Here is a 15,348-nt window from a genome sequence, read left to right as displayed (position 1 = left end):
CGTCGAGGTGCCACAGGTCTGGCTGCAGGTTACCGTATAGGAGCCCACCCCAACCGTAGGGTTAGCATTGCTTCCCCAGTCCCCATGATCCCGCCAGGATAGCGTGCCGCCGGTGCAGTTGGTGGCGTGGATGGTGGTTTCCCCCCCCGGACAAACACTCGACTCATCGGCGCCCAGGCTCACCTGGGTACTAGCATCCTTTTGGGTGATGTCGATGCTGGTCGTCGAGGTGCCACAGGTCTGGCTGCAGGTTACCGTATAGGAGCCCACCCCAACCGTAGGGTTAGCATTGCTTCCCCAGTCCCCATGATCCCGCCAGGATAGCGTGCCGCCGGTGCAGTTGGTGGCGTGGATGGTGGTTTCCCCCCCCGGACAAACACTCGACTCATCGGCGCCCAGGCTCACCTGGGTACTAGCATCCTTTTGGGTGATATTGATGATGGCCGTCGAGGTGCCACAGGTCTGGCTACAGATGACGGTATAGGAGCCCACGCCCACCGGATGGGTGGGTTCGGTGGCCCACTCGGGGTGGTCTCTCCACTGCAGGTCGCTGCCCGAACACCCATCGGCGTGGATGGTCGTACCGCCCCCCGGGCATACACTGGTAACATTCCCAACGGCCTCCAACTTTACCTGGGTGGCCCCCTGTAGGCCACCAATGATATAGCTCTTCGTCGTCGGATTGTTACAATCGGTGGTGCAGTAAACCGTATACGTACCCGGCCCCAAATTCGTTCGAACGGCTTCGGTGCCCGTATAGCCCGCCCAGCTAATTTCCCCGTTACAGCCGGTGGCCGTTAACGAGGTGGTCTGGTTCGGACAAAGATTGTCCTGTCCCGCCGCCAGGGCCACCGGTGTAGCCGGCGTACAGGTAGGTCCCGGGCAGTTGAGCGCGATCGGCACCGGCACACTGGAATCGGTTTGCTCGGGACATTGCTGGGTAAAACAAGTGGCCATGTAGTTCCCACTGGCGTAGACGATCAGCTTGTTGGACGAGGAAGTATTGGAAATTATAGTAGGACCGTCAGTCCAGGTAATAATCCCCGTGCAGCCCGTTACGGTGAGCGTCACCGAGCTGGGGGCGGTACTGGCCTGGCGGGCCGATCTGGCGCTGAAACTGGCCGAGGAGGGACAGATCTCAGTGGCACTCGGGGTGACTTCGATGTACTCCGAAATATCACAGTCCAGACTATTGGTCACGGGTTTGCCCGCCGTGGTGGCTCCCCCCGCCGGGAGCGTGTAGGGAATCTGTTGAAAGCAGCTGTTGCTGGTGCCATCCCGAATGTAGACAAACCCCTGGCTTCGGGTTGTTTGGACCACATTGGTTTTGGCAAAGATCAGGTCGTCACCACTGTACTCATAGGTCGATGCGCTCTTTTTGAGGAGGATGGTAATGGCGGTGGCTTTGCCCAGGGTGGGGCCAAACTTGAGCCGCACGGGCTGGCTCTTCAGCGTACAGGCGTCGGCGCCGGGCGCCGCCACCCGGGCGAGCGGACTGGCGCTCACCCCCTCGCCCTCGACCGGCAGGCTGATCAGCTGCTTTTTTTCAAACAGGCTCCCCGCCGAGCCGTTGGCGGGGCCGCGCAAGAGGGTAAAATCGGCCGAGGTCAGGGGCTGGGTCAGTTTCCCCCGCAGGGTGTAGGTGACGCTCGAGGGGCCCTCCCGGCTTAGGGTCGTGCCCACGTAGTCGGAATAGGTGCCTCCCGTCTGCACAAAGCCCGGGGGCACCAGCACCCGCAGCGAAAAGGAGCGCTGGGCCTCAAAGAAGAACAGCTGGCTGGGCAGGATGGGCAGCAGCTCGGCGGTAATGGTCAGGGTGAACTCGTCGCCGAGCCGCAGGCGGGGTGTATTGGCCTGCAGGCGAAAGCCAATGGGGTCGGGGCCCTGGGGCCGGGTGGCTGGCTTGACCGGGAAGGTAACCGTGGCTAACAGGCCGGTGGAGTCCTGCCGCCTAGTCGTGGGGGCGAGATAGCTGGCCAGGGCCAGGCCGACCGGTTGGGTCTGCAGGCCCGGTCGAACCGGCAAGGGGTTCCCCTGGAAGAGCGGGGGGCGACTGTGCTTGAGGGGCTTGGTGGGTAAGGGTCGGATGGCCGTCACCGGGGGGTGAAGGGTGGCCCGGGTCGGCTCATCGTCCAAAAAAGAAAACGCAGGGGTAGTGTACCAGCTCAGAGCCAGTAGGAGCAGTAAACATGTTCGCATAGCAAAACGGTGTGAATACGCGTGATTAGGCGCAGGGCTGGCCCGCCGCAGGCCAGCTCAGGCGGCATACAAAGGGTTTAGACTAGTAAGTACAGGTTGATTGAACGAAGCTTGAGGGATGGGTAAGGTTCTTGTAAGGAGCTGCTAATGGGTATATGGGTTCTATTGGAGAAACGGGTACAGAAATGTGATTAGGGGAACTACGAGCTAATAAGTAAATCAATCAAGGAGTATGTGTCAATCTAAGCTTATTTATATATCATAACGTCATTGTTGACACAAACATAAGCATCAAAAAACAAATGTCAAGTATATTTTAAACTTTTTATTAAAAATATAACACAGATAGTAACAACAAGGTATCCGTAACGCTCAGCAGGCGATTTAGGTGGGTGTGGGCCTGGGAAATGGGTAGTCGATGGCCCTTCTCCACGGGACTGAGCCGTTGGTAGCCAGGCAGGGCCACTAACGGGATCAACCAGGAAAACGCACTGGGTAGCCCTGGCCGTTGCGCGTAGCTCGTCCCAGGGCCGCCGCTGGTCCCCCGCCCCTGCTAGCGGGCGGCCGCTGAACGGAAGCTGGACTCTGGGGCTCCTTCGCCCGATAGCCAGCGCCTCGCTGGGACCTCCCCCTCCACGTATTCGTAGACGACATTAAGGACAGCGCCGATTCGCTGGGCGCTGGCTAGTCCCCTAGCAGGCGGTGCGGGCCTGCGGGTTTCATTGGTGGCCGGGTTACTGCTGGCGCAGTGGACACGCCACATAAGTTGGCTGGGTGGTGTCGATCCCTTGCCGGCCATTGGGCTTTGCATTCTCCAGCAGACTGGTCGTTAAGCCCGGTACTACTTTAATGAGGTACTGATCGACCAAAGCCTGGGTTAATGTGGTAGCCAGGGTAATACCGGGTTTGTAATAGGGCGTGGTCGCTATATCTCGGACTGTCATCGTTGCAATCACCTGACTATTGGGATAGACAATGGACTGCCAGTACTGGGGTACCCAGGCATAAATGTCATTGGGTTGCCTTAAATAACCTAGCTGGTATTCAGTACCCTTGTATTGAAACTCCCGATATATATTATAAACGCCAGGCTCGCCGCCGATCACCTGGGTTTCGGGGGCACTCATCAAGGGCCGGTAGCGGCTATCCCGCTGGGTCTCGTGCATTAGCCCGAAGGAATGGCCCATCTCATGGGTCACCACCCCCAGGTTATCGAAGGCAGCAATGTAGCCCGCCTCATAATTCGCATAGCCCGCGTAATTGTATTTAAAGGCAGTGGAGTACAAGCGATCATTGACTTTGACGACCACGAGTGGATTGACCATCATAAAGACCACTCGGGCGGCGGCCGCCTGGCGTTTTTTGGCCAGAATTTTCTGGTAGAGGGGATGCTGGGGTTTATTCATCAACGACCTGAAAAAGGCATCGGGATCGTTGTTGTTGTAGAAGGCCAGGGTATCTTCGGGAGAAAGTACGTAGGGAATGCCCTTAAAGACCAACCGATCCAACTCGGTGGGATAGCCGGATAGGCTTCGCTGCAGGAATTGGGTGAATACCCGATTCAGGTGGAGATCGTAGAGGGGTTTATCCGGATTGTCATAGATCGTACGATAACCTAATTCTGGTCTGGCGGAGGTTAAGACGTAGAGCACGCGGATGGTATCGCGCTCACTGGCGGGTAAATCCTCGAATACGCGGGCAAATCGGTTGGTGACCGCAATGGATTTGGTTTCCGCTACTTGGCCTACGTTGTTTTTGGCCACGAGTCGGACCTGATAGGTGGTATTCTTCTTGAAAATGTGGACGGTTTTGGGCGTCGACAGGGTGGCGGTGGTGCCATCGCCAAAATCCCAGCTGAACTCACGAAACTGTTGACTGGAATCGGCGGCAAAGGCAACGGTGCCGTCTCCGTCGGGAACAGCGCGGTAGGTAAAGAGTCCACTGGGTTTGACGACGGGCCCCATGTCATCCTCTGTTTTTTTACAGCTGAACGAGGCTAGTGTTACAAGGATGAAAACGTAAATCGGTGGTTTCATTAAAAAGTACGGTTAAAATGGCCGATGAACTGCCGCAAAAAACAAATGAAGAGTTGACGTTTGCAGCCCGATTCACTGAGAGGCTATAAGCAATCTACCAAACCTATCTTGTTTTCAGCCGCCCGGGGCGTGCGCATCGCCTATAAAGTAAACAAGTCGTCCTGAAGAAAACAACGTTGGCGACCCGTTTGGTTATTCATCTGGCCATCGAGCAGCTTTATTTTAACTATATCCTCTAGGTTCTTAGGCCAATCACTCCCGCATGTTTTGACGATCAGCTAATTAAATTCATCGTTCTACTGGCTCAGGGAAACTAACAGAAACGAATGTTGAACAGGATTTCAATTCTGTGCCTAACTGATTGAAGCAGCTTGCAACTGAGATAAACTTTTCAAGTATGGTCCCCCGTTTAGGCCCCGATTTTCGAGCAGAAGACGAATAAGTCTTGTAACAATCCGAATTCACACTAAAAATAGTACTCAAAATAAAAATCTACGCCTTTTTCTACCCAAATCTAAAATCGATATGGGTAGAAAAAGTGTTAGACCAGATACTAGAACTCAATGCTTATAAATACGGCGGTACAAATATTATTCGACCAGATAAAGTTCGTTGTTATTGCCTACACAGGATGGGATTCAAAATTCTTAGTTAATATTTTAATTTAATAATAAAATACTATTTATTAATTTTTTACCCCATATTACCCAATTACATTCTAGAAATTATTGGACTGTATTACTGTAAAAATTCGAGTAATATCGCATATACATGAGCAAAGTTTTAAAAACGGATATGAACTTTCTCTTTTTTTAAACTTCTATAAATTAGTTCAATCAATAAGCCAAAGCATTATCCCGATTTCATTAATAAGTAAATTGAGTCGTAAGGTCGTAAATTCATAGTTGTACTCACATTAATAGACAATAGGTGGATTGGTATAAATTTTAAAGACGTGCTTATTCATCAATAATTATATTTGTTGCTCATTAAGTAACCTTATGCGACAACCAAGTGTCCAACTAGAATAGCATTAAGACCGAATAATAAATTATGCATCGCTTTCTGACCATTTTAATCTTAATTATAAAATAATTTACACAAACCATCAAAATATAGCTATGAACGAAACTTTATTAGGAATACTAAACAACGCTTTCTGGACAGCATTAGGAACATTATTGGGCTTGATATTACCAGAATTTTTAAAGTCAAGGAAAAAAAAGAGAATAAACGATCATGTAGTAAAACTTATCGATTCTGCGTCCAATAAATCGAAAGTTACTACTGATATTTTCGTTTTAGAATCAGGAGATCCTTTTTTCTGTTTTGAAGATATCAAAATTAAAGACTCAGACAAGGAACTGATAATTTCCATTCCTGAAGAGTACCATTCCGAACTCCTTTTGCTTAAAGACGATTTTGAATTTCGAGATCAAATTTCATTTGATGGTAGTAAAACATTTAATGATATAAGCGAGTCTACAAAAATCGAAAACTTGAGCATTTTAATTGAAAAACATAAGCATATAGTATCAAAAAATATTATAAATAAATTAAAAGCTAATGGTAATTTCTTTAATGGCGAAACACTAGGCATATTCCGCCTTAGGAGAGACAGGTTAGGAGTAAAAGAAAAATCGTCTTTTAAAGTACAAACATACAGATCGGATTACTTTACTCAAAGAATTTTTGCTTCAATATATCAGGAGCTCAAGAGCGCTGGTCACAAAATTTCTAAAGTTCATAAGTTAGAAGAACTTACAAGCGCAAACGCTGATTACTCTCCTTTCATAGGAGGCATAGCAGCAACAACTCTAGTTCTACTCAACAAAGGCGAATCTGTAGTAGTTGCAGAGAGGTCAGAATTTATAAAAACTGGACTTAGAAGATGGCATTACACAATGGACGAAGGATTTAGTCAAACAGATTACGATGATTTTGGTCCAAGTTTTGTAAAATGCTTTAACCGTGGCCTCTTCTCAGAGCTTAATATAACTGAAGAAATAGCAGCTAGCTTCCCTCCTAAATTCATGGATCTTATATTTTACAGAAATGTGTTTGAACTAGAATTTACTTCTATATTTGAATATCCATATACTTTCGATAATTTCCGGAAGAATTACGAATTAGCACCTGATAATAAATTTGAAACACATAATGTGAAAGAAATAAAATTAGATCAAGAATCTGTAAAAAAATTTATAGAAGAAAATGAACTGATGGAAGGATGTAAATTGTCACTTCAATTGTTAGTAATAAGAAAGGAAAATGGATTACTTTTAAACGAAGATTAGGTTTTATTTGTATCAAATAAATTATTCAAAACTTTCACTTTGCCGCCGGTCACTTGCGTATTCATATTCCCGTTGTTCTATAATGTTAGATTGCCATTTCGCATGCATCTCCTTAGCCCAGGTCCATACTTCTATATTCGTATGGTTGAATAAATTCTCAAATAGAATAAGTCGAAGTTCTAATATATCTGCTAACGAACTCGACCAGGAACTAGGCGTGATTGAATCAGCAAGTGCATGCAAAACCTTTTTTATATTAATCGCCTTCTCAAGGATAGTAATTGTAAGCGGTGTCCATTCCAGTTTAGATGTTTCTTGACTATAAAAAAAAGTCTCAATTAAATAAATTATTTCTTCGTAGCGACAACTTGGGTCGATTTCACACCATGAAATGATTACACTATTAGGGATTTTTGATAATGGATTTTTCGTTCCAGGAAAATTGTCAAAGCTTATACTACGGAGTTGATAATCTTCTAATGAATTTGAACCAATGATAATATCAAGGAAGACCTTTGGCTGCAATTCAGCGATCGTTTCTAAAAATTCATCACAATCGCCAATATTTATTTTATATGATGTGATTGAATTGAGTATCTTTTGACAGATTAATCTAGCTTTTTCACTGGCACTTTCGCCATTTAAGCATGCTTTAGCAACGTCACTTAGATAATGGTTCATAAATCGACCATCATTCTCTTCTGAATATCTGTAACATGTTAATACTGTTCGGCCAACCTCTGCTAGTACGTCTGAATAATGCTCCTCGCCAGATCTATGAAACCATGCTTGAAGTATTGATAATGCAACATCATCACCACCTTCTTTAGATAAAATTTTTATTACAAGATTAGCTATTTCTTCATCGCTAATCGTTTGGTACGTCCTCCAACTGTCAAGAGATTTATATAAATGAATGGGAGAAATATTATTATCTAAAGCCATGTGAAGTCTTACTATCCCGTCATCGTCTATTTTGACGGAAGTTTGAAAGTCAGGAAACCATTCCATTAAAATAGGATCTGTAACGATTTCATCTAATATGATATTTGATTGCTGTATATTATTTCGGTTTGTTTCATTAAGAAAACCCAACAGAGCAAGTATATTTATTTTGCCTTTTTCTATAGTTTCTATAAAATCTCTTAGCTTTTTCCATAGTGCCAAGTTATCATTAGACCCCTTGGCCAATCCGCGTCCAATAGCCCATAGCCGTATCCCTGAACCAGCTAATAACTCAGGTAAAAGTATATTCAAGCTTGTTTCATCCTCAGCTAATTGTTGAGCTAAATTGTATGAAATTTCCTCTGCACGCTCTGACCATGTGCTTGTACTACTATTTTCTTCATGTTCTAAAAATTCAATGTATATTCCTCTTTTTGATAAGGCGTAAGTTCTGATTCTTTCTACTAAATCTTGTGGCTCAAGTATTTCATTTAGTTTTAATAATTCTGCATTAATATTCTCCTTATCAAAGTACATTATGGTTCTAACTTCAAGCCAGACTTCATTCCAAGGTCCCATATTTGTAATTTTCAAAGTGGCATCATACAATTCATTATGCATGCCAGCTTTTGTCCAAAGGCCTCGGAAGTTATTAGCTAGTATTTGCTTTATCTCATTGGATAAAGGGTCATTAGACAAAATTATTTTAACGCATTTATCAATTACAGAACTATACCAGTGTGTAATTTCTTCCTGCGTTTTCGGTAGATAACCATAGTCGCGAGGGTGCGCTCCAAATTCAAATTCGTATATCGAATTAAAACTTTGTGTTTTAAGAATCGTAGCTAAAAGAAGAAGGCCTAATTCTTTTTTTTTAATATTGTGATCATTAATTAATTCATCTATAATTGAGTACCGGACTTCGACAGGCGCATGTGTTCCTGACAACATTAAAAAAAATAAAGATTTTAAAACGTCTTTTGTATTGTTGTATCGTTCATCAGTTTTTTCGGCTAAGGCCAAGACACAAATAATTTTTGTACTTCTGATAAAAAACTCTTTATCATACGCTAATGATCGTAAAAGTCGTACAAACCGCGAATGGTGAGAAATTGACCTAGTTTTAAAATCTATACCTTTCATTGCACGCTCGATGGCATCCAAAATTTTTTTTGGTGAAACAGGCGCAATGTTTTTCAGGATACTTATACCAAATTCGTTCAAGCCCTCTAAATTACCCAGCCAACCACCTGCTTCTAGCCACTCGTCGACAATTGAGACAGCATCATCACTATCATGAAGAAAACTCAATCGGCGGGTAAACGATTTTAATAATCTCTCTGAACCACTGTTTATAAAAGTTGCAATTATTGTGCTTCGCGGAATAGCTGCTAGCGCGTTTTTAGCGAGTCGATTAGCAATTGCCTGTGGAAGCACGGCTCTCCAGTGGCTTCTTTTTTGTACAAGGTCTCTGTTTTTAAGCTCTGTTATATATCGATAAAGTTCGTCAGGTGATTTTTGAATTAACGAAGCGAGAAGTGATAATTCTGAAGACGAATCCACTTGGGTGCCTTCGAAAGAATAAACTAAGGAGAGAACTTCTGCTGAGTTCTTCAGGTCGATAGAAAATTGATTACGTTGGTGGAAGAGTCGGTTAAAGAGTTCTTCATTGTTAAAACCGGATAGTGTTTCGCCTTGCCGTACCGTGTTGGCTAGCACAATGGCAATTCTGGCATTCCCCCCTGAAAAGTTGCTTATACTGCGAGCATCTACTTCACTGATGTGCGTATATCTTTTTTTGATTAGTTTAAAAATTAGTTCTTCACTGGCGGGTTCCAGCCGAAAAACCCGTGTTTCCTCCGGCAAATCCTCGCGAACATCATATTCAACTGTAATTAAACTTATCGTGCTTTTACTCCCTGAGCAGACATTGGCAAGTCTGCCGTGCAAGTCGGGCGGGCAATTATCGCAGATTAGTACCGCTTGGGCTTTTTGGGAGATGAGTTGTTCCGCAAAAGTTCTTGGGTCTGGCTCCGGTCCATTTGATATGTCGGCATATAAGACTTGAGCCGAATTCAAAACGGCTTTGCCGATTTTCTCATCAAAAAGCGCTTGTACAAACCTTGTTTTACCTACTCCCGACAAGCCGACCAATCGGACACAAGAGCCTGGGGACGATAAAATCGTTCTAATTTTATTTAATCCGGTTTCTACTGACAGCTCGCTCTCTTCGATTTTGTTTGTTCCATCAAAAAGGCGCATTCCTTCGTCGATTAAATAGTCATCTATAACCTCGCCCGGTTGAGTCCAATTTTCATAAGGTTGCCAGCCTTTTAAATTGCGGCCCACCTTATTCCGTACCCAAACAACCATTGATGGATGCGTTCTTACCCAAGTGGCAATTCTGCCTCGATCATAGAAGTCCAGATGGATGTTTTCATGGCCTATTTCATCTATTACGGCCATTTGCATCGCTCTACGGCGATCCTGCAAAGCTCTATCTGCCGTAGATCCTGTTGAGCAAATAATGATATAACTTCCACCGGTTTGAATAAGTGCTTTAATCGACTCCCTTAAAATACCATTGGGCTTCATCTCAGCAATTATTGCTGAAGCCGTCATATCTGGTTTCTTTACCTGAAATCCATTTTTGAGCCTCGGAATGAAACCTCCCGGTATTAATTCCTTATTTTCAACTACGACATCAAGGCCACCGTCTTTAGCATCCTGATGACCGCCCCAGGTGACTCCACTGGGAGAAAGCCCGTAGGCCTTGCAGTCTGCTTCACAGAGTAAACCGATAAGCTCTCTTAAATCACTGTCGCTAAGACACGCAATATCATCGCCTGATATATTGAATAGATTCTTCATTAAACTGTATGCCAGTAACGTTACACTTTCAACGTGACTGTAACCTTTAATTGTCGCTCTTCTTTTTCCCTCTACTGATTCGACTTGGTAATTGTAACTCTCGTTCTAAATCCTCAATTGTTGGTAACGTGCCTTTAAATTCCGTTGGAATATTTTCAGTCAACCTATATTCTGAGATACCGATAGGCTTGTGTATATCTTTGAGTGCGTATTCGGCAATTACTTTGTCTTTATCCTGACAAATTAATAGGCCGATGGTGGGTTGGTCAGCTTCTGTTTTTAGTTGATCATCAACAACTGACAGATAGAAGTTGAGTTTACCAGCATATTCAGGTTCAAATCTTCCACGCTTTAAGTCAATGACCACGTAGCACCGCAAGCGCAGATGGTAAAAGAGCAAATCCAGATAGAAATCTTGGTTGCTGACATCCAAATGATACTGCTTACCCACAAAGGCAAATCCTGCCCCTAATTCCAGCAAAAATTTTGTTATATGGTTAGTTAACGCATCCTCTAGGTCTCTTTCTTGATAGTCCTGCCGTAAGGTCAAAAAATCGAACAAATAAGGGTCTTTGGTTAATTGTTGGGCTAAGTCCGACTGTGGGGCTGGTAGACTATTTTTGAAATTGCTAATAGCCTTTCCCTGACGCTTATGCAGACCAGACTTAATTTGCAAGCTCAGGACATCGCGAGACCAACCATGTTCTAGAGCTTTGGCTATATAGAATAATCGGTCATCTAATTGTTTGACCTTATCCATGAGAATCACGTAGTGGGACCACGGCAATTGTGCAACGGGCCGTTGCACAAAATCAGGGTCGCTAAATTCTTCGGCAAACTTGCGCATATACAACAAGTTGCGTCGAGACAAACCCTGCATGTCTGGAAAATCAGACCGTAAATCAGCCGCCAATCGGTCGATAACCTTGGCGCCCCATCCAGCTTGCTCTTGCTGGTTCAAGATGGTTTTGCCGATGTGCCAATAGAGGCGCAGCAATTCAGCGTTGGCGGCAAGGGTCGCCCGTAGACGGGCTTGCCGGATTTCAGCCTTTAACGCATCGAGCAGAGAATAATAATTATCGGGTAATGTCTGGGCCATTGTGAAGCAAGATAGCATACAATACAGACTTGGCGAAGTGATATGTATGTCAACTAGCGAGTGGTTGTCCGGTTTGTAGAGTGCTGGGTAACATTCCTTCTTCAACCATAATTGAACGCCAGTCTGCAGGAAAAAACTCAGAATGATAATATAAATGGGCTAACGTTCTTAAGAAAGGAAATCCTGCAAGGTCAGTTCTGTAAACAATTGGTTGCTCATACTTCTCTTTAATAACTTCAGTATATTCCTCGATGGTTTGCGGAAATTCAAGACTTGTTTCTACAAAAAACTCCTCATCTAAGTGCTGTTCAAATAGTAACTGTTCAATATCATATTCTTTTACAAGTGGATAAGCAGCTTGCATATCGATATCGTACTCTTTAATTGCGGGCTGAATCATATTCCAAACAGCTTCACTCTTTAAATGAGCGATCATTTCTAATAGCATTGGCAGCAAAAGCGACGAACTATCAGAGTAGTTGAATGGTCTGCTGCCTGTAGCTACAAATTCAACGAGCGGATCCAAGTGTAATGATAAAGACGGAAAGCGGTCCGCTACTCGCTTGATAACGATTATAGACTCAAGATTTTTGAATAGAAAATCATTCAAAAACTTACGGTCATTTGCTGTAAACTCCTCAGATTTTATTACGTATAGAATTGTAGCCAAGATAGGGATACTATGAGCATCTAAAATTGGGCGATGACAAGCCGTATTAGCTTTAACCAATTTTGTCAGATAGCTTTTGTGCCAGTGCTCTAGATGTGCTTTTCGAGAACTATCTACAGATTTGTCGAAATTCGGGTAATAATGACTTGCTTCAAAGTAGTAGGCAAGTGTCCCTAAGTACTCGAAACTCCGAAGCGGATAACCAATAGCCTCAAACGGCCCACCGCCTTCTGAGAATAAACCTTCGGGTAGTGCTGCTATCTCGGCAGTTTTTTGAATGTATTCTCGAAGAAACTCAAAATGCAACCTGACCAACCGTCGGAATTCTTTAAGAATCCTAGTCTTTGTTTCTAACTTGTTTCTTAGTACCCAAGCCCAGGCAGATAATAGTAGAAACGTCAATGCGTCCTTCGCGGGATAGAGATTGTTGTTCTGTCTGCATTTGTGCCAAACAATTTGTGCTAAAAGAACTAAGGTAGCCCATGCTGATTTAAATTGTCTTTTCTGATCAGGCATCGGCATACGACCAAGAAGGTTTATAACTAGTTCCTTGAAGTCTGACAAATTATAATCAGGTGTATCAATAAGTAATAATACCCGCCTGAACAAACGACTATCTGCCTGATTAGGTATTAAGTGCTCGTTGAATAGAAAAAGGTCAAACTGCTCAGTTAACCAGTTGAGATCCCAACGTTCAAAATTTCCGTTAGGAAACGTCTGTGCAATAAAACCATCGAACGTCTGTCTGATATTTTCTTTAATTTCACCGTTATGAACCAACACATACTTTACAGGAAGTTTATCAAAAGCAGGTACGCCTACATCTCGAAAAGGGGTATCCTTTGCTTCTAATAATGACATCCGAATTCCATCGTTACTGAAATAGGTTTGTTGGTCAATATGTCGATCAGCGCCGCCCTTAAGCTCGAAATAAAACCGAAACACAGTATCACCTTCTTTGCCAATGGCTACAACATCTTTGCCGTATTGAGATTGACCTTTGGCGCGTGCCGGGGTAGCAAGAAGCCGGAACCCTTTGGCCATTAATAGTAGAGGAAAGATGGCGTCAAGCTCCTGATCTTCTTTGAGACCTTCTAAATATTCTCGGATGATTATTCGGTTATCCATTCCAGAAAATCAGTTTTATCAGATGTCCAGTCTGCTGAACGATTCCTCCGATGCTGTAAGTCAAATCTCTCAGGATCAACCAGATGAAGTCTAGGCCACGTAAATGACGATTGAAACTGGCCTAATTTGCTGATTTCTTCACGTTTACTATGCTTCCAGCCACCGCCTTTCGCCAACACAACTTTCTTAAATAATGATATTAGTCCGCCACTTTCCTCCATAACTGTGTTCATTCGCTCATTCAATTTATACCGATGTATTTCATTGAACCGGTTAAAAATAGCTGTTTGGCAAATTGCTGGATGAAACTCTAGTATCTCTCTTTTTTTGTCTAATTGACTACAAAATTCTGCATAATGTAATTTAAGGCGAGTCAGCGCGGACGCTAGATATGTATCGTCAGGTGCTTGCTGGGCGATGTAATCTTCAACAACTTGGAGCGCTTCGTTGTGGTAGCATTCTGTCATTTCTTCGAGTTTACAAAAAAGGGCTTCAGCAACGATTGACTCATTACTTTTCAGCAAGGGTAAAACAAGCGGGATAGTACTTTTTGGCCTCCTGTAGAGCAAAAGAATTGACATCCAAAGCTTGTATTGAATAATTGGTGGCAACTGGCTTATATCTTGATGAAATTCAAACGGATTATTATAATGGTAGAAATAATCAAGTATGCCATTACCAAGCATGCGTATTGCTCCTTCGTCATGCACTAAACAATTTAGAAGCTTTTCTCTAAAAGCCGAAGTCGTAGTCTGCCGCATATAGGACGAATAAATCGTAGAATGAAACGTGTCGTGCTTAAAATGAATGGCATAACGACGAGCATACTCTTCAAAAAATTCAAATACCAAATCAATATCTGTTACGTAGTGAAGTACATCGTCAAAACTGGGATGATAATTTAGCTTACCTATATGCTCGTGCGTCATGACGGGGTTAACAAGCAGGGCCAGAAGCACCTTCACTGATTGTTGAGGATGCTTTTCAACGGAAACCCGTAACGCGCTTAAAACGTATTTTACAATTTTCAGATCTTCAATTTGTGCTAACTCATTTAACTCATCATAACATTTTTGTATGAAATCAGTGTCTATAAATTCAACTCGATCTACCACACGAGTTAAGGAGAATGGCATGGTCATTCGATTTGCTTCAACCATGCGATCATAAGACAACAGTAAATTTAAAACTTTCCAACCTATTGTCGAGTCCGGTATAGGAAGGCTAGGTAGCGCATTCATAATAAATGCTTGGTGTTTTGACTCCTGATACAACTCCTCAATCACGGGCCAACATTGCTCGGAATCGCCCTCAAGCAAGCCTCTTAATAGACTACTCTGAATGAAACGGTCGTCACTATCTATTATAGAACGAAGCAGGGAAGTCGCGGCTCCGTAATCATTTCTAGCATAACGAACTAGTAGTTTGTTAACATTACTTTCGGCTGCTCCATCTCGCCAAGATAAAAAACGACGACAGGCATTGATAATAGATTGCCCAGAAAGAAGTAATTGATCAGCAACTTCACAATAGGCTTCTAAAAATTCAAATTGAATTTGGTGATTAGATTCATTTGCAAGTTCATCTATCCATATACTAAAATCGGAGCCTGTTGTCTCATGTACGTGTTTTAAGATGAGTTCTAAAATTCGATCATGCAATCGCATGATATTAGTAGAAAATAAGTCATTGGGGCGCTCTGTGGCTTGTTCATAGATTTGGCGTAACTCAGCCAGTTCTACGAGTAGTCGTTCGGCAAAGTCCGGTACCTTCGCATTTAAAACATAATTGGCAAACAAGTCATTTGGCTGAATGAGCCAGCTACTTTCTGTAGATTCATAAGCTACCAAGTTTAATGGTTGCCAAATCAATGGATCAAGGACATTTTCAACAGTGTCTGCTGACAAAGTCATTCCTTGTTGTAGATAAAATTCATACAGACGTTTTAGTTGTGCATGCAATGAAGCGTCATTATTAACTTGATGTACTAATTCAGAATAAAGCATAGTGAAAGATATTTCATGTTCCCCGGATTAGATACGACAGCCATAATGCTAGTTCACTTCTTAAAGGCGCTCTTAATAAAGTGCTGGTAGCTATTGG

General features: G+C 43.5%; 8 protein-coding genes. 2 read left to right on the top strand and 6 right to left on the bottom strand.

The annotated features are described in order from the left end of the window. On the bottom strand, positions 1–852 hold an 852-nt coding region (locus IC229_RS29865; RefSeq protein ID WP_190891801.1), incomplete at its 3' end, for a hypothetical protein. Between the two features lie 69 nt (positions 853–921). On the opposite strand from IC229_RS29865, the gene IC229_RS29860 reads away from it, so the two are divergent. Continuing rightward, positions 922–1,671: a hypothetical protein gene (locus IC229_RS29860; RefSeq protein WP_190891799.1), complete on the top strand. Its 750-nt coding sequence runs from the start codon at positions 922–924 to the stop codon at positions 1,669–1,671. A 1,262-nt stretch (positions 1,672–2,933) separates the two neighbouring features. On the opposite strand, the gene IC229_RS29855 is transcribed toward IC229_RS29860, so the two are convergent. Beyond that, complete coding sequence (locus IC229_RS29855) at positions 2,934–4,235, bottom strand: PKD domain-containing protein (protein ID WP_190891797.1); 1,302 nt, start codon at positions 4,233–4,235, stop codon at positions 2,934–2,936. 1,121 nt (positions 4,236–5,356) lie between these two features. Here IC229_RS29855 and IC229_RS29850 point away from each other — a divergent pair. Continuing rightward, positions 5,357–6,532 carry a hypothetical protein gene (locus IC229_RS29850; protein ID WP_190891796.1) on the top strand — a complete coding sequence of 392 codons (1,176 nt, stop codon included), beginning with the start codon at positions 5,357–5,359 and terminating at the stop codon, positions 6,530–6,532. A gap of 21 nt (positions 6,533–6,553) precedes the next feature. Here the strand turns inward: IC229_RS29850 and IC229_RS29845 are convergent, their stop codons facing one another. The 4 genes from IC229_RS29845 to IC229_RS29830 are packed head-to-tail and all read right to left on the bottom strand — an operon-like array spanning position 6,554 to position 15,251. Further along, the gene (locus IC229_RS29845; RefSeq protein ID WP_190891794.1) at positions 6,554–10,348 is read right to left on the bottom strand and encodes a hypothetical protein; all 3,795 of its coding nucleotides are present in this window, start codon (positions 10,346–10,348) and stop codon (positions 6,554–6,556) included. Between the two features lie 46 nt (positions 10,349–10,394). After that, on the bottom strand, positions 10,395–11,447 hold the full coding sequence (locus IC229_RS29840) for a PDDEXK nuclease domain-containing protein (RefSeq protein WP_190891792.1): 1,053 nt from the start codon (positions 11,445–11,447) through the stop codon (positions 10,395–10,397). 49 nt (positions 11,448–11,496) lie between these two features. Further along, the gene (locus tag IC229_RS29835) at positions 11,497–13,245 is read right to left on the bottom strand and encodes a hypothetical protein (protein WP_190891790.1); all 1,749 of its coding nucleotides are present in this window, start codon (positions 13,243–13,245) and stop codon (positions 11,497–11,499) included. After that, a complete protein-coding gene (locus IC229_RS29830; protein ID WP_190891788.1) occupies positions 13,230–15,251 on the bottom strand; it encodes a hypothetical protein in 2,022 nt (673 codons plus the stop codon). The genes IC229_RS29835 and IC229_RS29830 overlap by 16 nt, the downstream gene beginning before the upstream one ends. Positions 15,252–15,348 lie beyond the last annotated feature (97 nt).

The sequence above is a fragment of the Spirosoma profusum genome (assembly GCF_014699005.1).
Lineage (GTDB): Bacteria > Bacteroidota > Bacteroidia > Cytophagales > Spirosomataceae > Spirosoma > Spirosoma profusum.
This window is presented reverse-complemented; position numbering and strand designations above follow the sequence as displayed.

Bases quoted from the DNA above. Each gene is read 5' to 3' on its own strand.
- IC229_RS29855 (WP_190891797.1), bottom strand. From the start codon at position 4,235: ATGAAACCACCGATTTACGTTTTCATCCTTGTAACACTAGCCTCGTTC.
- IC229_RS29850 (WP_190891796.1), top strand. From the start codon at position 5,357: ATGAACGAAACTTTATTAGGAATACTAAACAACGCTTTCTGGACAGCA.
- IC229_RS29845 (WP_190891794.1), bottom strand. From the start codon at position 10,348: ATGAAGAATCTATTCAATATATCAGGCGATGATATTGCGTGTCTTAGC.
- IC229_RS29840 (WP_190891792.1), bottom strand. From the start codon at position 11,447: ATGGCCCAGACATTACCCGATAATTATTATTCTCTGCTCGATGCGTTA.
- IC229_RS29835 (WP_190891790.1), bottom strand. From the start codon at position 13,245: ATGGATAACCGAATAATCATCCGAGAATATTTAGAAGGTCTCAAAGAA.
- IC229_RS29830 (WP_190891788.1), bottom strand. From the start codon at position 15,251: ATGCTTTATTCTGAATTAGTACATCAAGTTAATAATGACGCTTCATTG.